The sequence below is a fragment of the Antarctobacter sp. genome (assembly GCF_048262615.1).
Lineage (GTDB): Bacteria > Pseudomonadota > Alphaproteobacteria > Rhodobacterales > Rhodobacteraceae > Antarctobacter.
On record NZ_JBLXFB010000015.1, the window covers coordinates 77,387 to 95,357 of the forward strand.

Annotated in this window: 18 protein-coding genes; 7 read left to right on the forward strand and 11 right to left on the reverse strand. The window is 64.9% G+C overall.

All coding sequences use genetic code 11. The annotated features are described in order from the left end of the window. Positions 1–44 precede the first annotated feature (44 nt). From ACN0S5_RS16155 to ACN0S5_RS16180, 6 genes are all read right to left on the reverse strand, one after another. On the reverse strand, positions 45–1,040 hold the full coding sequence (locus ACN0S5_RS16155; RefSeq protein WP_417209767.1) for an aldo/keto reductase: 996 nt from the start codon (positions 1,038–1,040) through the stop codon (positions 45–47). A gap of 148 nt (positions 1,041–1,188) precedes the next feature. Next, positions 1,189–2,328: a hypothetical protein gene (locus ACN0S5_RS16160; RefSeq protein ID WP_417209768.1), complete on the reverse strand. Its 1,140-nt coding sequence runs from the start codon at positions 2,326–2,328 to the stop codon at positions 1,189–1,191. A 186-nt stretch (positions 2,329–2,514) separates the two neighbouring features. Continuing rightward, the gene (locus tag ACN0S5_RS16165) at positions 2,515–4,029 is read right to left on the reverse strand and encodes a tripartite tricarboxylate transporter permease (RefSeq protein WP_417209769.1); all 1,515 of its coding nucleotides are present in this window, start codon (positions 4,027–4,029) and stop codon (positions 2,515–2,517) included. Between the two features lie 62 nt (positions 4,030–4,091). Beyond that, positions 4,092–4,598 (reverse strand): tripartite tricarboxylate transporter TctB family protein, encoded by a 507-nt coding sequence (locus ACN0S5_RS16170; protein WP_417209770.1) that lies wholly within the window; start codon positions 4,596–4,598, stop codon positions 4,092–4,094. 23 nt (positions 4,599–4,621) lie between these two features. After that, on the reverse strand, positions 4,622–5,632 hold the full coding sequence (locus tag ACN0S5_RS16175) for a tripartite tricarboxylate transporter substrate binding protein (RefSeq protein WP_417209771.1): 1,011 nt from the start codon (positions 5,630–5,632) through the stop codon (positions 4,622–4,624). A 118-nt stretch (positions 5,633–5,750) separates the two neighbouring features. Next, positions 5,751–6,953 (reverse strand): CaiB/BaiF CoA transferase family protein, encoded by a 1,203-nt coding sequence (locus ACN0S5_RS16180; protein WP_417209772.1) that lies wholly within the window; start codon positions 6,951–6,953, stop codon positions 5,751–5,753. A gap of 288 nt (positions 6,954–7,241) precedes the next feature. Between ACN0S5_RS16180 and ACN0S5_RS16185 the strand changes: the two genes are divergently transcribed. The 3 genes from ACN0S5_RS16185 to ACN0S5_RS16195 all read left to right on the forward strand — a co-directional run bounded on the left by ACN0S5_RS16185 (position 7,242) and on the right by ACN0S5_RS16195 (position 11,496). Then, positions 7,242–8,411 (forward strand): FAS1-like dehydratase domain-containing protein, encoded by a 1,170-nt coding sequence (locus ACN0S5_RS16185; protein ID WP_417209773.1) that lies wholly within the window; start codon positions 7,242–7,244, stop codon positions 8,409–8,411. Positions 8,412–8,426: 15 nt separating this feature from the next. After that, positions 8,427–10,001, forward strand: a complete 1,575-nt coding sequence (locus ACN0S5_RS16190; RefSeq protein WP_417209774.1) for a class I adenylate-forming enzyme family protein — start codon at positions 8,427–8,429, stop codon at positions 9,999–10,001. Positions 10,002–10,062: 61 nt separating this feature from the next. After that, a complete protein-coding gene (locus ACN0S5_RS16195; RefSeq protein WP_417209775.1) occupies positions 10,063–11,496 on the forward strand; it encodes an MmgE/PrpD family protein in 1,434 nt (477 codons plus the stop codon). 57 nt (positions 11,497–11,553) lie between these two features. Here the strand turns inward: ACN0S5_RS16195 and ACN0S5_RS16200 are convergent, their stop codons facing one another. Beyond that, on the reverse strand, positions 11,554–12,624 hold the full coding sequence (locus ACN0S5_RS16200) for a zinc-dependent alcohol dehydrogenase family protein (RefSeq protein WP_417209776.1): 1,071 nt from the start codon (positions 12,622–12,624) through the stop codon (positions 11,554–11,556). A 150-nt stretch (positions 12,625–12,774) separates the two neighbouring features. Here ACN0S5_RS16200 and ACN0S5_RS16205 point away from each other — a divergent pair, with 150 nt between their 5' ends. After that, positions 12,775–13,212 carry an NAD(P)-dependent oxidoreductase gene (locus ACN0S5_RS16205; RefSeq protein ID WP_417209777.1) on the forward strand — a complete coding sequence of 146 codons (438 nt, stop codon included), beginning with the start codon at positions 12,775–12,777 and terminating at the stop codon, positions 13,210–13,212. Then, positions 13,124–13,708 carry an NAD-binding protein gene (locus tag ACN0S5_RS16210; protein ID WP_417209778.1) on the forward strand — a complete coding sequence of 195 codons (585 nt, stop codon included), beginning with the start codon at positions 13,124–13,126 and terminating at the stop codon, positions 13,706–13,708. Before ACN0S5_RS16205 ends, ACN0S5_RS16210 begins: the two co-directional genes overlap by 89 nt. Here the strand turns inward: ACN0S5_RS16210 and ACN0S5_RS16215 are convergent. Continuing rightward, positions 13,705–14,688 carry an NAD(P)-dependent oxidoreductase gene (locus tag ACN0S5_RS16215; protein ID WP_417209779.1) on the reverse strand — a complete coding sequence of 328 codons (984 nt, stop codon included), beginning with the start codon at positions 14,686–14,688 and terminating at the stop codon, positions 13,705–13,707. The two genes, ACN0S5_RS16210 and ACN0S5_RS16215, sit on opposite strands and share 4 nt — an antisense overlap. Before the next feature lie 7 nt (positions 14,689–14,695). Further along, positions 14,696–15,595: an N-acyl homoserine lactonase family protein gene (locus ACN0S5_RS16220; RefSeq protein ID WP_417209780.1), complete on the reverse strand. Its 900-nt coding sequence runs from the start codon at positions 15,593–15,595 to the stop codon at positions 14,696–14,698. Here ACN0S5_RS16220 and ACN0S5_RS16225 point away from each other — a divergent pair. Both ACN0S5_RS16225 and ACN0S5_RS16230 read left to right on the forward strand, forming a co-directional pair. Continuing rightward, entirely contained in the window at positions 15,594–15,788 is a 195-nt protein-coding gene (locus tag ACN0S5_RS16225; RefSeq protein ID WP_417209781.1) for a hypothetical protein, read from the forward strand. The genes ACN0S5_RS16220 and ACN0S5_RS16225 overlap by 2 nt on opposite strands. Further along, entirely contained in the window at positions 15,778–16,218 is a 441-nt protein-coding gene (locus tag ACN0S5_RS16230) for a nuclear transport factor 2 family protein (protein WP_417209782.1), read from the forward strand. The genes ACN0S5_RS16225 and ACN0S5_RS16230 overlap by 11 nt, the downstream gene beginning before the upstream one ends. Here the strand turns inward: ACN0S5_RS16230 and ACN0S5_RS16235 are convergent. Together ACN0S5_RS16235 and ACN0S5_RS16240 are read right to left on the reverse strand one after the other, a co-directional pair. Beyond that, entirely contained in the window at positions 16,215–17,129 is a 915-nt protein-coding gene (locus ACN0S5_RS16235; protein WP_417209783.1) for an NAD-dependent epimerase/dehydratase family protein, read from the reverse strand. The genes ACN0S5_RS16230 and ACN0S5_RS16235 overlap by 4 nt on opposite strands. Before the next feature lie 75 nt (positions 17,130–17,204). Further along, the gene (locus tag ACN0S5_RS16240) at positions 17,205–17,954 is read right to left on the reverse strand and encodes an SDR family NAD(P)-dependent oxidoreductase (RefSeq protein ID WP_417209784.1); all 750 of its coding nucleotides are present in this window, start codon (positions 17,952–17,954) and stop codon (positions 17,205–17,207) included. Between the last annotated feature and the right edge of the window lie 17 nt (positions 17,955–17,971).

The following is a 17,971-nucleotide window of genomic DNA, read 5'->3' on the forward strand; positions in this document are numbered from 1 at the left end:
TGGTGCCGCACGCAGGGGGGTGGCGTGCGGCGAGCCCTTGGGAATTATCCGTTGGTCAGCGCCAGAACCGCCTCTGGCAGGCGCGCGCCCTGAAGGTCGAGCCTGGCCGAGGCCTCGTCGATCTCGCGCAGGTCGTCGGGGCTCAGCGTCACGTCGACGGCGCCCAGGTTCTCTTCGAGACGGTGCAGCTTGGTTGTGCCGGGGATCGGCACGATCCATGGCTTCTGCGCCAGCAACCAGGCCAGAGCGACCTGTGCGGGGGTGGCGTTCTTGCGCGCCGCCACGTCCTTGACCAGCGCCACGAGGGCCATGTTCGCCTCCAGCGCCTCGCCCTGAAAGCGCGGCACCATGGTGCGGAAATCGCCTTCGGGGAACTTGGTCGCCGGGTCGATTTTGCCGGTCAGGAACCCCGCGCCCAGCGGACTGAAGGGAACAAAGCCGATGCCCAGCTCTTCGAGTGTGGGCAGGATTTCCGCCTCCGGGCCGCGATACCACAGCGAATATTCGCTTTGCAGCGCCGCCACCGGGAGAACCGCGTGCGCGCGCCGCACCGTGGCGGCGGACGCCTCGGACAGGCCCCAGTGCCGGACCTTGCCCTCGGCGATCAGGTCCTTGACAGCACCGGCGGTCTCTTCGATCGGAACATTGGGGTCGACGCGGTGCTGGTACAGCAGGTCAATCGTCTCGATCCCCAGCCGTCTAAGCGCGTTCTCCGTCACCTGACGCACGTGGTCGGGACGGCTGTTGGCGCCGCCGCGCCGCTCGCCGGTGGTCTGGTCGATGTCAAAGCCGAACTTGGTGGCGATCACCACCTGATCACGTACCGGTTTCAGCGCCTCGCCCACCAGCTCCTCGTTGGTCCAGGGGCCATAGGCTTCGGCGGAGTCAAAAAGGGTCACCCCCAGATCGACCGCCTTGCGGGTCAGGTCGATCATCGTGGCGCGGTCGGGCATGTCGCCATAGACGCCGGTCATGCCCATGCAGCCAAGCCCGATGGCCGAAACCTCCAGCCCGCTGGTGCCAAGTTTGCGTTTCTGCACGTCTGTAACTCCTGTCTGATACGGACCGGCCAAATCGCCGGTCCGTCGATAGGGACAATTTAGGCGGAGCGGTGCTTATCGATAATCCGCATAATTCCGCATGAACCCATCGGCATTCAGCATGAATGTTTCTGCCGGCGCGACGCCGTCAGTCCATGCCGTAGGCGGTCTCGTCGATCTGATCGAAAAGGTTTTCCTTCAGGATCGCGGTCAGCGCCGCTTCGTCGTCGCGGGCCACGCCGTCGATCAACCCGGCCCACTTGTCGATGTAGCTCTGCATCGACTCGAGCACTGCGCCGGGGTCTTCAAGGCCGCGCTCCTTGGCGGCGTCGATGACGATCTGAAGATTTCTGGTGTTCCAGTCGTCGTAGAAGGCCTGAATCTCTTCATCCATCTCCTCGATGAACACCATTCCGGCGTCGCGCCCGGCCTGCTCGGCCTTGGCGACCTCGGCCTCGTATCCGACATGGGCGCGGACCATACCGACTGCGATGGCGTCCAGAATGGCGCGGCGCTGGTCGTCGGTCAGGCTTTTCCAGACATCCTCGTTGATGGCGTTGTGGGCCGAATTGTAGCCGGGGCTCAGCGGGATCTTCAGGACTGAACCGGACTTCACCAGTTCCAGAACGGTTGCCCCGCTCACCAGATCCGCGGTCGACATGGCCGCACAATCGACCGCGTTTCGTTCCATCGAGGTGAACAGTTCGTTGTAGGGGATGCTGACCGCGACAAAGCCGACGTCGGTGGTAAAGCGTCCCCAGGCACCGCCGGGTGAACGCACCTTCTTGCCCTGTAGCGCGGCCATGTCGGTCACGACGTCCTTGCAGACGTAATAGTAGTTCGGGGTCGAGATCGTCCCCATCGGCACGACGTTCTGCGCCCGCCATTCGCCATGCGCCGCCGGATCGTTCACGATGTAGTCGGCATAGGCAAAGGCCAGAGCGAAGTAGTCTGGATTGGCAAAGCCCAACTCGCCGGCGACATAGTTGATCGGCAAGTCCGACGCATAGTAAGGCACCGCAAGATGGGCCGCGGTGGCCAGCCCGTCCCCCACCCCTTGCAGCATGCTGAGCGGCGGCATCAGCGAAGCGCCGGGGAAAATTTCGAAGTCGACTTCGCCGCCGGTCGTCTCGCGCACCTGATCGGCCCAGCCGGAGCCCAGGGTTCGCACCATGATGTGCGACGGCGCGTTGAAGGATGCATAGCTGTAGGTCTCGGCACCGGCCGTTCCGGCCGCGAGGACCGACATGGCTGCGGCAGCCGCAAGCATGGTTTGGTTGGGTTTCATGCCCCTCTCCCTGATGGACGGCTGTTCTGCGGTCCGTCCGTAGACGCCGTGCCGTAGCAGCGGCGACGGCCGGGGAATCCGGCCGCCGGCCTGCGGACATGGCGGCACGTTTGTGTTAATTGATTTATATGATTATGTCAAACTGAATCCGGGCGGCAGACGCGCCGCGCTGCGGCGGATGCAGTCTTATTCATCGACCGCGCCTGACAGGTTTCGCGCCTTGACCCTCGCCGCGCGAATGCGCAGCACGATGGTCAACAGGCCGATGGCAAAGAACACCAGCGCGATTGGCCGTTCCAGGAAGATCAGGGCGCCGCTGTCGTCCAGCAGCATGGTGCGCCGCAGCGAAGCCTCGGCGCCGTGGCCAAGAATGAAGGCGATGATGAAGGCCGGCAGGCTCATCCCCAACCGTCGCATGGCAAAGCCGACGAGGCCGAAGATCAGCATGATCACCATGTCGAAAACTGCCTGCCGCACAGCATAGGCGGCCACAAAGCAGGTCACAAAGATGAACGGATAGATCATCCTGACCGGAATCAGGGCAATGGCACGGCCAAGAAGGGCGCTGCCGAAATACCCCACGATCAGATAGGTGAAGATGCACAGCAAACCGGCGGCGAACAGCCCATAGACCAGGTCGTAGGACTCGACGAAGACCATCGGCCCCACGGTCATGCCGTGGATGACCATGACCCCCGCCAGCATCGCAGCCGTGGTGCTGCCGGGAATGCCCAGCGTCAACATCGGGATCAGGTTGGCGCCCGACGTCGCGTTGTTGGAGGCCTCGGCGGCGGCGATGCCTTCGATTTCCCCTTTGCCCCACAGGGTGCTTTTCGACACGCGCCGCGCCTCGCCATAGGCGACGAAACTGGCAATCGTCGCCCCCAGACCCGGCAACATGCCGATGAACGTACCGATGGCGCTGGATCGCAGCATTACCGGGAAACAGCGCCGGTATTCGCTCCATGTGACGCGCCGGTCCTCGGGCCGCTCCGATTCCGGCGCGATCTTGCGGTCGTCCGACATCTCTTCGCGGTCAAGCACGCGGGCAAAGACCTCGGAGAGCACCAGCACACCCAGCAGCACCGGAACCAGCGAAAGCCCCTCGAGCAGATAGTCGAACCCGAAATCGAAGCGTTCGAAACCGGTGATCGAATCCGCTCCGATCATCGCCAGCAGCAGGCCGAGAAGAGTGCTCAGGATGCCTTTGATCACGGAGTCGCCGATCACGCTGGCGATCACGATGAAGGCGCAGAAATAGACCGCGACATATTCCGGCGGCCCCATCTGCGCGGCATAGCCCGCAAGATAGGCGGCCCCGAAGATCAAAAGCAGTTCAGACAGGAAATCGCCCTGGGCCGAGGCCAGCACCGCCATTTTCATGGCCTTGCCCTGCTTGCCCTGCTGCGTCAGGGGAAAACCCTCCTGCGCGGTGGCGGCGGCCTGCGGCGTACCGGGTGTGTTGAACAGGATGCCGGGGATCGAACCGGCGAAATCCGACGACTTGCTGACGGTGTAGATCAGCGCCAGCGCCGACAGCGGGTCGAGGTAGAAGGTCACCGGCAGCAGCAGGGCGATGGTCGTCGATCCGGTCAGCCCCGGTATCGCACCGGCGGCCAGCCCGACAAGCGTGCCGAGAATTGCGAAGAAGGCTGGCTGCCACGACCCGAATAAAGCCGCGAACCCGTCAATGATCTGCATGTTCGCCTCTGGTCCTGTTCTGGAGTCGTGTCATTCGGATGGTCGTGTGAAGGACCGCTGCCCTAGAAGGACAGCAGGCTCTTTCCGTCATAGCTGATCAAGGCACCGGGAAACTCGTGCAGATCGAGCAGGACGAAGAAGAGGATGTAGTAGCAAAATCCCGCCACGATCGGCACGACCCCCAGCCGGACCCAGCCGCGGTTGCCGAACAGGGCCAGCGACAGCGACAACATCAGCATCGTCGGAACCAGATACTGCACCTGGACGAACAGCCAGATATAGCCCAGGCCCAACAGCAGCACCGGCCCGCTGTATCGCAGCAGGGGGCGCAACTCATCGGGATCGACAAGGGAAACCTTTTCGCGACGCATCTGGCGCACCGCCCGAAACAAAAGAACGCAGGCCAGCAGGACAATCGCCGTGATCACCCCGATGGGGAAATCGCGCGCGCCGAAACCGGGATCGAAGGGGTCGATGTAGATCTCGTTCAGCACCGCGATAAACGGCACCACGATGATCAACAGGGCAATCGCGGCAAAGGCGTCGGCGCGCGGATGTTGGTTGTCCATGGATCGGGCCTGCGTTCAGGGTCTCAGTTCGAGCGGGCCGAAGCCAGCACAGAATCCACCGCTGCTTTCCAGCCGTCGATCAGACCGGCCATCCGGTTGGTGATGGTCTGCGAGTCCTGGTAGATCACCGCAAAGCCGGCCTTGTTCATGGCCTCGACAAAGCTTGGCATTCCGGACACCTGCTTGACCGAGGCCTCGAGGCAGTCGATCACTTCTTGCGGCGTGCCGGTCGGCGCGGCCAGCAGCAACGGGCCATCCATGTCGACGTAGGGGATGCCCTGCTCCTTCATGGTCGGCACATGGTCCACGGCTGGATCGCGCGTTTCCGACAGCGTGCCGACGCCGTGCAGAACCTCGTCCTTTTCCACGTTGGCGATGTTCATGCCGGTGAAATCCACCTGCTCGCCGATCAGCGCCGCACGGGCCGGGCCCGAGCCGTCAAAGGGCACGTCCTGCACCATGCCGTAAAGGTCGTTCGCCTCCAGCCAGGCGGCGATGGCGATATGCGAGGACGATCCGCGCCCGGCATGGCCATAGCGCAGCTTTGAGCCGCTTTCGTAAGTTTCCTTGATCCAGGCGATCATTTCCTCGCCGGTGGTGACGCCAGAGGATTTGTTGACCGCCAGAACGCTGGTCGAGATCGCCACGTTGGCGACCGGTTTGAACTCTTCCATGAAGGTAAAGCCCTGGTCGCGCAGAAGCGTCGCCATCACGGCGCTGCCGGTCGAGAAGAATTCCAGCGTGTAGCCGTCCTTTTCAGCGTCCATCACGAATTTCATCGCCGGGACCTGCGCGCCGCCGGGCTTGTTGACCACGTTGAACGGCTGGCCGGTGACTTCTGTCAGGCCATTGGCCAAGAGGCGGGCGATGGTGTCGGTTCCGCCCCCCGGCGAATAGCCCACAATGATCGATACCGGCTGCTCGGGGTAGCTGCACGCATCCTGAGCGGCAGCCGACGTGACCGCCGCGACGGAGGCCGTGAGGGCGATACCCCCGATCAGGAACGGCATTTTCAAGAGTTTGGCGATTGCCATTGCATATCTCCCATTTTGCGGACCAAGTGTCTCTGAGGAAAAGAAGCCCGATCGTTCAAGGCCGGTTTTGCGTCCAGTCCTGTGCCGACCCTAGAGAAGAATGTCGCCAAAGTCAAAATCATTTAGATGAAAACGGCTCTTTTTCCGCGCGATCCGATGCCTGAGGGCGTTCTTCTTCCGGCTTGTCGCGATACCGCTCCAGTATCCCATTGTCTTGGCCCAGGGCGGGCGCAGCGGCAACGGGGCACCATTCACCGTCGAATTTCACCGGGATTCGGACGCCGGGAATGACCCCCGCCTCGCCACCATAGTCGATGTCGGCAATCGAGCCGGTACCGCTGTCCCGTTCCATGTCAATTGCCTCGCCCAAGGAACGGACGATCCCGCAGGGCACGCCCGCTGCCTCCAGCCGGCGCACCACCTCTTGCGACGGGTGCGCTGACAGCATCTCGACGATCAGGGATTCGCAGGCCTCGCGGTTGGCGGCGCGCCCCGGTGCGGTGTCAAACCGCGCGTCGCCCGCAAGATCGGGGCGGTCCAGCGCGTCGACGATCTTTTTCCACGACCCGTCGCTGAAGGTCGACAGCAGAATCAGCCCGTCGGCGGTGGGATAGGGGCCGTAGGGCACCACGGTATGGTGCCGCGACCCCACGCGCGACGGGGATTTTCCGGTCAGAAAGTACAGGCCGGGATTGTAGCCCGACAGCGACAGCAGCGACGACAGCATATTGACTTCGACAAGCCCGCCCTTGCCGGTGCGGCCGCGCCGCAGCAGTGCCGCCAGGATGCCCTGCACGGCAAACATCCCGGCCGAGATGTCTGCCACTGGGATGCCGATCTTTTCCGGGTCGCGCGCCGGATCGCCGTTCAGGCTCATGACGCCGGATTCACCCTGCACGATCAGGTCGAACGCGGCGCGGCGGCTTTGCGGCCCTTTCGAATCAAAGCCCGTGATGGCGCAATAGACCAGCCGTGGATTGATCTGCGCCACTGCCTCGTGCCCCAGCCCCAGCCGGTCCGAGACACCCGCCCGGAAGTTTTCCACCATTACGTCCGCGTCCGCGATCATGGCGCGCAGCGTCTTGAGATTGGCGGGGGACTTTAGGTCCAGTTCCACCGACGCCTTGGACCGGTTCACCGAGGAATGGTAATAGCTGACGCCCCCCTTCAGCGGCGCGATATGCCGGGTATCGTCGCCGGTTACAGGCATCTCGACCTTGATGACCTCGGCCCCCATCTCGGCCAGTTGCAGCGTCGCATAGGGGCCCGAGAGGTATCGCGTCAGGTCCAGAACCCGGACTCCGGCAAGTGGTCTGTCCATGCATTTGTCCTTTCGCAAACCCGCACGAAGGCGGTCGGTCGTCGCCCAATCGGCTTGACCTTGGTTGAATGGCAACCTAATGATTAAATCATTTAAGTCAATTGCGGTCCCATGGGTCGCAATGCTCTGGATGGTTTAGCGCAGAATGAGGGCAATGTCCCCTGCGCGGCCTCCCGATGACGACAGGTTTCGGGGCCGCGTGGCCCTGCCCATCACACCGCGCCACCGCGCGCGGACCTCAAGACCGGCCCCGAGTCCGGGCCCGCAAGACACTGAAGGAACACAGCGATGAGCGAGACAACCACCACTGAAGCGGGCATCGACAGGGAACTCGCCAAGGGCAAGTTCACCGACAAGATGCTGGCCGACATGACCGCCCTGATCGGCACAGAGCTGCGCACGGCCTCCTGCGTGAACAACGAATACGCGACCCGTATGGCGATCATCCGCTTCTGCGAGGGAATCGGCGACGACAATCCGTTGTGGATGGATGAGGACTACGGCAAACAGTCCCCGCACGGCGGCCAGATCGCGCCTCCCAGCTTTATCTTCGCCTGCCTCGGCTCGGTGCAGGTCGGCTGGCCGGGACTGGGCGGCTTTCACTGCGAAACCCGCATGACCTTCAACAAGCCGATCCACGTGGGCGACAAGATCGACGCCAAGGTGATTTTCGACGGCTATGACGGGCCGATCGAGGAAAGCAATTTCGGCGGCCGCCGGATCAAGGACTATCTGCGGCAGGAATACCGCAACCAGAACGACGAACTGGTCTCGACCTTCAACTGCTCGCGGATGCGCTTCGAACGGACCGAGATGCAAAAGCGCCGCGACAGCCGCAAGATCGAACTGCCGCATCCCTGGACCGAGGCGGAGCTGGAGGCCATCGAGGCTGACATCCTCGCCGAAACGCCGCGCGGCGCAACGCCCCGTTACTGGGAGGACGTGCAGGTCGGTGACGAGATCGACACCATCACCAAGGGCCCGCTGGGGATGACCGATTTCATCGCCTACATTGCCGCAGGGGCTGCGCCGGTGCCGCGGATCGCGGCGCATTCGGTGGCGCTGAAGCGGTATCACAAGCACCCCAAATGGGCCTTCCGCGACCCCAACACCCATGCGCTCGAACCGGTCTACGCGGTGCATTACAACGACTACGCCGCGCAGCTTCAGGGGGCGCAGATCGCCTATGACGTGGGCGTGCAGCGGACCTGCTGGCAGATCCATTCGCTGACCAACTGGATGGGCGACGCAGGGCACCTGAAATCGCTGTTCGGCCAGTATCGCGCCCACGTCTACCTGTCCGACGTCGTCCGGCTGGGTGGCAAGGTCGAGTCCAAGGAAGTTGACGCCGATGGCGATCACGTGGTGCATCTGACCACCTGGGCGATCAACCAGCGCGACAAGAACTGCATGCCCGGCAAGGCCACCATCGTCCTGCCGACCCGCGACAAGACCTGAGCAGGAGGAGCCGCGATGACCATCCTGTCACCGGAGTGGAGCAAGGAAATCCGGGTCGAGACGCATGGCGCCGTCTCGTACCGGATGTATGCCGCCCGTCCGCATCGAACCGACCAGATCCTGACGCTGGCGCAGGCGCGTGGCGACAAACCCTACCTGATCCAGGGAGATCGGATCGTCAGCTTTGCCGGGTTCTACCGGGGCGCGGTCGCCAAGGCCCGTGCTCTGTCGGACATGGGGGTCAAGGAGGGCGACAGGGTGGTGATCTTCGGGTGGAACAGCCCGGACTGGATCATGAATTTCTGGGCCTGCATCCTGACCGGCGCCGTGCCGGTGCTGGCGAACGCCTGGTGGGGCGATACGGAAATCGACGATGGCCTGTCGCTGATCCAGCCGAAACTGGTGCTGGCCGACAGCCGCAGCGAGGCGAAGATCCCCGCCCGATGGCCCCGCGGTCCCTGGGAGGCGGACGAGACCGCACCCGAAGCCGATCCGCCTGAACGCGCGCCGGTGGACCCCGCGCGCGAGAACGAGACGGCGGCCATCGTCTTTACCTCCGGCACCTCTGGCCGGGCCAAGGCGGTGACGCTGGCGCACCGGGCGTTGATCTCGGGGCTTCAGATGATGTTGCACATCACCCGGCAGATCCCGCCCGGTCCGGACGGCGACAAGGCCGAGATCGCGCTTCAGACCGGCCCGCTGTTTCATATCGGTGGCCCACAAGTCATGCTGCGCAGCATCGCCACCGGCAACACGCTGGTTTTTCCCTCGGGCAGGTTCGATCCCGAAGAGGTGCTGGAACTGATCGAGACCCATGGAGTCACCCGCTGGACGGCAGTACCGACCATGGTGACCCGCGTCCTCGACCGGGCCGAGACCACCAGCCGGAACATCGGCACCCTGCGCGCCATCGGCATGGGCGGCTCTCCGGTCAGCCCCGAACTGCTGGAACGGATGCGCACGGGTCTTCCCGGCGTGCAGCCCAGCGTGGCCATCGGCTATGGCCTGACCGAGAACACCGGCCCGGCGACCACGGCGGCCGGCAAGGACTCGGAGAAATATCCCGGCACCTGCGGGCGCGCGCTGCCACTGGTCGAAATCCGGCTGGCACCGCAGCCCGGCCTGACCGACGGCGAAGTTCTGATCCGCTCTCCGACGCAGATGTCGGGGTATTACGGCATCGACGAAAGCCCGATCGACGCCGACGGCTGGCTGCACACCGGGGATCTTGGCCGGATGGACGACGACGGGCGGCTCTGGATCACCGGGCGCACGAAGGAGATGATCATCCGCGGCGGCGAGAACATCGCGCCCTCGGCGGTCGAACGGGCGCTGGCGGCCCTCCCGCAGGTGGCGGAAACCGCCGTTGTGGGCGTGCCGCACCCGGATCTGGGAGAAGAGGTCTATGCCTTCGTCGTGCTGCGGCATCCGGCGACACCGGACGAGTTGCGGCAGGCCCTGCGCAAGACGCTTGCCTCCTTTGCGATCCCGAGCCGCTGGCACCTTCAATCCGAACCGCTGCCGACCAACCAGACCGGCAAGGTCGATAAGAAGGCCCTGACCGCGCAGGCGCGCGCGGAAATGGCCTGAGATCCTCCTGTGTCACCCCGCCCCGGGGTGGCGCCAAACCGTGACCGATGGAGCACCGCCGATGAACGTCAATGCCACAGTGGACACCCCGCAGACACCCGATCTGGCCGCGCCTTGCGCCGCCTTCGCCGCAGGCCTGAAATTCGCGGATCTGCCGGACTCGACCGTCGAAAAGACCCTCCTCAACCTTTACGACACGCTGGCCTGTTCGCTGGCCGGGTTCACCGCGGACGGGGCGCGGGAGTTGCGGGCACTGGTGACCGAATGGGGCGGCAAGCCCCAAGCCCCGGTCCTGTGGACGCGGGATCGGCTGCCAGCCCCGGCTGCCGCCTGGATCAACGGCACGATGGCCCACGCCCGCGACTACGACGATACCCATGACGCGGCGATCATACATGTGGGGGTCTCGTCCATTCCGGCGGCGCTGGCGGCAGTCGACATGGCGGATCACCCGGTCAGCGGCGAGGATTTCATCGCCGCCGTGGCCGCCGGGCTGGAACTGAGCACCCGCATGGCCTTTGCCACCACCGTGGGCGTCATCGAAAGCGGCTTTATCTACAGTTCGCTCATGGGGTATTTCGGGGCAACGGTCGCGGCGTCGCGCGTGCTGGGGTTCGACGCGGCGCAGACCCAGAACGCCATGGGCATCGCCTATGCGCAGGCCGCCGGCGGCCATCAGGCCACCCGTGACGCCGCCCTGACCAAACGCATGCATCCGGGCTTTGCCGCCCGCGCCGCGATGGTCTCGGTGGCGCTGACACAAAAAGGCGTGCGCGGCTCGCAGAACATCTTCGAGGGCGAGGACGGGCTGTGGCGGATCTACCTCAACAGCGCCCCGGATCGCGCGGCGCTGCTGGACCGTCTGGGCGAGCATTTCCACCTCGAGGATCTGGGCTACAAGCCGTACCCGTGCTGCCGCTTCAACCACACCGCCATCGATGCCGCCAAGGAAATCCGCGCGATGCCGGGGTTCGACTGGCGCAAGGTGTCAGAGGTCCGGGTCTACAGCAACCGGCAATGCCAGTCCGCTGTGGGGACCCCGCTGGAGATCCGGCAGGCGCCGCAGACGCTGGTGCAGGCGCAGTTTTCCAGCCCCTACAACATCGCCTGCGCGCTGATCAACGGCGAGGTCAGCCTTGCGGACTTCTCGGATGTCTCGGCCCTGTCGCGGCCGGATATCCAGACCCTGACCGCCAAGGTCACGCCTTTGGTCGATGAGACGATCGAGCGGGACTGGGGCCGCAACGTCAGCCCCTCGCGGGTCGAGGCCGTGGTGGATGGCAAGACCTTCTCCGCGCAGGTCGATCAGCCCAAGGGCAGCAAGGATCTGCCCATGACGCGATCCGAGATGCGGCGCAAGTTGGAGGATTGCCTTGCCACCGGCGGATTTTCTCCCGAACTGGCCGATGCTTTTGAAACCACGATCGAGGGGCTGCCCGCCTCGCGGGACGTGGCCGCAGACATCCGGGCACTGATGGACAAGGTCGGGTCCTGACGGCACCGCACCCGGAGCCTGCGGACCCCGGATGCGCGCCTTTGCGCCCGCTCCGTCTCAGAACTGGATCACGCCTTTGCCACCGGACTGCCGGTCAAAGGCGCGATACGCCTCGTCAGCCTGATCGAGGCTCCAGCGGTCGGTGAACAGCGCATCGACCCCGACGCCATGGTCGGCGATGAACCGCGCGCATTGCTTCATGCCCATGATCGAGGTGGTGTAAGAGCCGATGACCGTGCGCTGCTTGGCGATCAGGTCTTTCATGCCGTCGACGTTCAGATTGCCGCCCATGGCGACCAGCGCAATGCGCCCCCAGGGGGCGGTCGACCGGATCGCCTGCGCGCGGGCGATCTCTCCACCGGCGCATTCCGCTGCGCAAGTCGCGCCGCGACCGCCGGTCAGCTTGCGGATCTCGGCGACGGCGTCCTGCTGTCCCGCGTCGATGGCATTGGCGGCGCCGAAATCGGCAGCACGGGCGACGCGCTCGGCGCTGATGTCGACCCCGATCACCTCGACCCCCATGGCCGCGGCCAGCTGCACCGCAGACAGACCCACGGGCCCCAGCCCGAAGACCGCCAGCGTGTCACGCGCCGACAGGTCTAGCCGGGCAAGCGCCCCGAAGGCCGTGCCGGTGCCGCAGGAAATCGCGGCACCTGCGGCAAAGGACAGGTCCTGCGGCAGATGCACCAGCGACGAGGCCGGCACCCGGATGAAATCCGCGTGGCCCCCGTGTTTCATCACGCCATGGGCGGCGGGACCGTCGTCGCACATCTGCGTCCAGCCGCCCCGGCAACTGTCGCAATAGCCGCAGCCCTCGTAGTGAAAGACGATCACCCGGTCGCCGGGTTTGAAGTGGCGCGGGTCGACGCCATGCCCGACCTCTTCGATCACCCCGCAGGGTTCGTGGCCCGCGATCACCGGCGCATCGGGGTCGACCCCATGCGCGGCAAGGCTGTCGGCGCCACGCGCCTTCAGCATTTCGGACGGATTGCCGCGATAGTAGTGCAGATCGCTGCCGCACATCCCCGAGGCCTTCATCCGCACGACAACCTCGCCCGCGCCGGGGCGGGGATCGTCGAAGGCCATGATCCCGATTTCACGATTGCCCCTGAAGACGACTCCGCGCATGACGTTTTCCCCTGTCTAGCGTCCGGCCCTGCCGACATCGGCATGGGCGGGAACGGTGATTGCGTTTGGCGTCACTTATAATAAATTATTTAAATGAATAGAAGATTGAATGACAGCCCTCATCCGGGCGTCACAAACGGAGATGCGGAAATGAAGACGGGCTTTATCGGATTGGGACGGATGGGCCGGGGCATGGCCGCGCGGCTTCACGCGGCGGGGCATGATCTGGTGCTTTTCGATGTGTCGGACACGGCCGGGGCCGATCTGGTCGCCGCCGGGGCAGGTCGCGCCGCCAGCCCGGCGGCACTGGCGCGGGATTGCGACCTTGTCTTTACCTCGTTGCCGACCCCAGCGGATGTGATGGCGGTCTGTCACGGGCCGGACGGTCTGGCCGAGGGGTTTCGCAAGGGCACGACATGGTTCGACCTGACCACCAATTCGCTGTCCGTGGTGCGGGACTTGCACACAGAGATGGCGGCCCGTGGCGTGCAGTTCCTCGATGCGCCGGTCAGTGGCGGGCCGGGCGGCGCGGCCAGCGGCAAGCGGCAAGCTGGCGATCTGGGTGGGCGGCGACAAGGCCGCGTATGACCGCCACGCGGCGGCACTGGACGCAATGGCGGATCAGCCGAAATACATCGGCGAATGCGGTGCGGGCACCATCGCCAAACTGGCGCACAACATGGCCAGCAGCGCCATCAAGGTGGTGCTGGGCGAGGTCATGACCATGGGCGTGAAGGCGGGGCTGGACCCGCTGCCCCTGTGGGAGGCCATGCGCACCGGCGGCGCCGGGCGGATGCGCGGTTTTGACAACATCCAGCGGTTTCTTGAGGGCAATCTGGATCCGGCCAGCTTTGCCATTCGCCTGATGCAGAAGGATGTCGGGCTTGCGCTGGAACTGGGCCGCGAGCTGGATGTCCCCATGCGCATGTGCAATCTGGTCGGTCAGGATTTGTCGGAGGCCATCAACCGTGGCTGGGACAACCGCGATTCCCAGGCCCTGCTGGTGCTGCAACAGGAACGCTCGGGGATCGCTGAAATCCGCATTGACGCGGTCGAGATCAAGGCCGCCATGGCGCGCAGTTAACCGCTGCCGCGCTTGCTGTCGCTGGGCGCGGGCGGGTCTCGGCGCAGGATTCCGGCGATGGCCTCGGGGTCTTCGGCCAGCGTCAGGCCCAGCCGCTCCAGCGCCAGTGACATCGCGACGCGCCCGTCGCGATCCTGCCAGCCGCGCGCCATGGCCTGCCGGTAATCCTCCAGTGCGCGGGTGGCAAAGGGCATCGGCACCGCCAGATCGCGGGCAAGGTCGGTCGCCAGCGTCATGTCCTTGACGAAGACCGGCAGCGCCGCGTTCGGGGGCGTGTAGCGTCCGGGCAGGAATTCGTCGATCATGCCGTCGAACACCCGCCGACGCCCCGACGCGCCAGAGCGCAGCGCCTCCCACAGGGGCAGGGGGTCGGCACCGGATTTCATCCCCAGCGCAAAGACCTCGGCCAGAACCAGATACAGTGTCTGGCTGGCGCAATTGTTGACCAGCTTGGCCACCGTTCCGGTGCCGCTGGGGCCAAGGTGGATCACCCGATCGGCGAAGCAGTCCAGTACCGGGCGGTATCGGTCGACCGAAGGGCCATCCCCCCCGATGAAGACGGTCAGGCGGCGATTCGCCGCGCCTTTCGCGCCGCCGGTTACGGGAGCGTCAAGGAAATGCGCGCCGCGTTCGGCAAAGGCATCGTGCAGCCGGGCCACGACTTCGGGCGCATTGGTCGACATCTCGAACACCGCCTTGCCGTCGCCGAGCCCCGTCAGCACACCCTGCGGTCCGGTCATGACCCGCTCGACCACGTCGATGGAGGGCAGGCAGGACAGCACGACGTCACAGCGCCGCGCCACCTCCTGCGGACTGTCGGCCCATAGCGCCCCGGCATCCAGATGCTCTGCCGCGGCGTCGTGGCGGCTGTCGTGCACGACCAAGCCGAAGCCACCCGAGAGGATATGCCGGGCCATCGGCGCGCCCATGGCGCCCAGCCCGATGAAGCCGACCACGGGGGCGGGGACGGGGGCGGCCATGCCGGACTCATTCCCCATCAAGCGGATAGTCCTCGCGGTAATTGGCGGTGTCGGTGAAATAGTCCATCGCCGTCTGGCTCGGGCGTTCGTGCAGCACGTGTAACGCGATCCCGTTCACGGATATGCCGGGATAGATCTCGCGCACCTTGGGGTCATGACCGGGAATGAAGAACTCGGGCCCCGGCACCAGCGCCGTCATCCGGCGGTACGAGGCCAGTGTCTCGGGCGCGCTGGAAGTGATCCGGTGGGGCGCGAAATTGTAGATGTTCGGGTAATAGTGGCTGCCATCCGACGCCATCAGAACCCGGCCCCGCGGTGTGTTGACCAAGGCCCCCATCAGACCCGGCGCATGACCGGGCAGCAGGTACAGGTCGACACCGGGAAACAGCGGTGCGTCACCGGCATGGAACGCCAGTTGCTTGCCCCAATTCTTGCGCATCAGGTTCAGGACGTCGTCCAGTTCATAGGGATAGCGCAACGCGTCCTCATGCATGCAGCGGCCGGTGACATGGCCGACCTCGGCATCCTGAAGGTGGACGAGGGCATTGGGAAATTTCTCGATATTGCCGGCATGGTCGACATGCATGTGCGAGATGACGATATCGGTCACGCCGGCGGGATCGACGCCGATGCGGGACAGCGCCTCGACCGGGTCGTGCACCAGAGCCCGGCCACGGGCCTGCGCCGACTCGGTGCTGAACCCAAGGTCGATCAGAAAGCGCCGCCGGGCGTTCTGAACGATCCAGATATTGTAGTCGATGGGCATCGGCCCGTCGTGGAAATCGCGCCCGTAGAACCCGAAGGCATCCCCCACGCGCCGGCCGCTGTTCTTGGCGTAGCACAGGGAATAGATGTGGTATTCGTCCTCGGCGAGGCCGTCGGTCGGCGGAAGGCTGGTCAGGCTCATGGCGGGCTCCGTTCCTGTTCTGGGCAACGCGAGAAAGGCCGACGCCGCCGGGCGGACACCGGATCGCTTGCGTGTCGATGTGGGGCAAGGTATTGCCTTATTCGAAAATAATCTAGATGATTTGAAAGCGGATTTGATCCGACACATCACCGGGTCGCCGGATCAGCCATCAGGAGAAACCGATGATGCGTGACATCGAAGACCGGCTGGCGCGTCTCGAAGCGCGCTTTGAGCTCAGCGCCCTGCGCGCGCGTTATTGCTGGCACACGACACGCGGCGACCGGGACGCCGTGGTGGCGCTGTTCACCGAAGATTGCCTGTTCACCAATGCCCGTCAAAGCGAAGGCTCCGTTATCGAGGTCCGGGGCCGGGCCGCGCTGAGCGCGTACCTGTCGCGGATGGCACCGGGTCGGCGCGTCCCCATGGTGATGAACGAAGTGACAGAGATCGACGGGGCCACGGCGCAGGGCACCTGCGTCATGCAATCGGTCAGCGACGATCCCTTTGTCGGCCATTACATCGACGATTTCCGCCGGGTCGACGGGCGCTGGCTGTTCGCCGTGCGGCGGTTCTTTCCCTACTATCCGATCTACAACCCCGCTCCGGACCGGGGCGAAGCCTAGAAGGGGGCCTTGCTGCGCGCCACTTCGATCAACCCGGCGATGCGGTGGCGATAGTCCGGCAAGGAGAAAGCGAATTCCTCGCACAGGCGGCGGTTGTCAAAACGGTAGGCGATGGAATGCGCATCGCCCCCGGTCGGCGCATCAAAGGTGATATCCGCATCCGGTATGCGTTCGCGCACCATCTCGGCGATCTCGCCCAGGCTGAGGGTCTGGCCGCCGGTGTAGTAGACGGAATGATCGGGGCACCGCTTGAGCGCCACGCGCCGAAAGATCTCGGCCACATCATCGACGTGGATCACGCAGCGCCGCTTGTCCTCGAACGGGAACCGCACCGCCGCGCCGGTGGCGGGGCCGGTGATGCATTGCACATGATCCACCGCGCCGACCAGCTTGCCCGGTGCTGCCGCATGGCCGACCCGGATCGAGGTGACGGTCAGCCCGTGCTTTTCGCGGTATTCCCTTGCCTGCCATTCGTTGAACACCTTGTGAACGGCATATTGGTAGGTGGGGTAGGGCGGGTCGTCTTCGCAAATCGCCCGGTCGCCGTATTGCGCCTGCCGCCCGTTGACGGCAATCGAACTGGCAAAGACCACGTGGTCCACACCGGTCAGCCGCGCCGCCTCAAGGCAATTGTCCATGCCCAGCACGTTGACCTTCATGGCCGCATGCGGCGTGGTCTCGCGCATGTAGGCAAGGTTGATCACGATCTTTGGCGCGTATCGTTCCATGGCGGCACGGACGGCGGCAAAATCGCTGATGTCCAGCCGGATGGCGGTGGCCTCGATGCCATGCCGGTCGAAGAGGTCCGTCAACTCGACATCGGCAGAGACCACCTGATGCCCCTCGGCGGCAAAGGCCCGGACCACCCGCCGCCCGATGAAACCGGTGCCGCCTATGACAAGAACGCTCATGCCCGTACCTTGCCGCGCAAGCGCGCTGCCGGGGGGCAAAAGGAGCCGTAAGGGGAACGGGTCATGGAAGTCTCCTCAGTGAATGGTCATGCCGCTGTCGACGACCATGATATGGCCGGTTGTTGTGCGGGCCTCGTCGGATGCAAGATAGAGCACCGCGTAGGCGATATCGTCGGGATCGCTGAGGCCAAGCAAATGGTCTGAGGGCGGGGCAGAGACCCGGCCCGCGCCGGACAGCCGTTCCTGCACACGCTCTGTCAGGGTGCCGCCGGGCGCGATGCCGTTTACCCGGATCCTGTGCTCCGCGTATTGCACGGCCAGCGCGCGGGTCAGCGAGATGATGCCCCCCTTGGCCGCGGTATAGGCAGAGCGGTTCAGCCCCACGATGGCGTTGACCGAGGTGGCGTTGACGATGGCCCCGCCGCCGGCCTCGATCATGTGCGGAATGACAAGGCGGCAGCCCAGCCAGGTGCCGAACAGGTCAACCCGCATCTTCAGCCAGAATTCGTCGTTCGAGACATCGGTCAGCTTGCCGTCGTTCAGGGTCGATCCGCCGGCATTGTTGTACAGGATGTCGATCTTGCCGAACCGGGCCATGGCCGCCTCGGTCATCCGTGCCATCGCGTCTTCGTCCGACACATCGGTCTGTATGAACAGCGCCGCGCCGCCGCTTTCGCGGATCGCGGTTTCCACCGCGCGGCCCTTGTCCGCGTCCAGTTCGGCGATGACCACCTCTGCCCCCTCGCGGGCAAAGAGTTCGGCCGTGGCGCGGCCGATCCCGGCACCCGCGCCGGTGACGATGGCGGTCTTTCCGGCAAGTCTCATGGCGCTGTCCCTTCTGT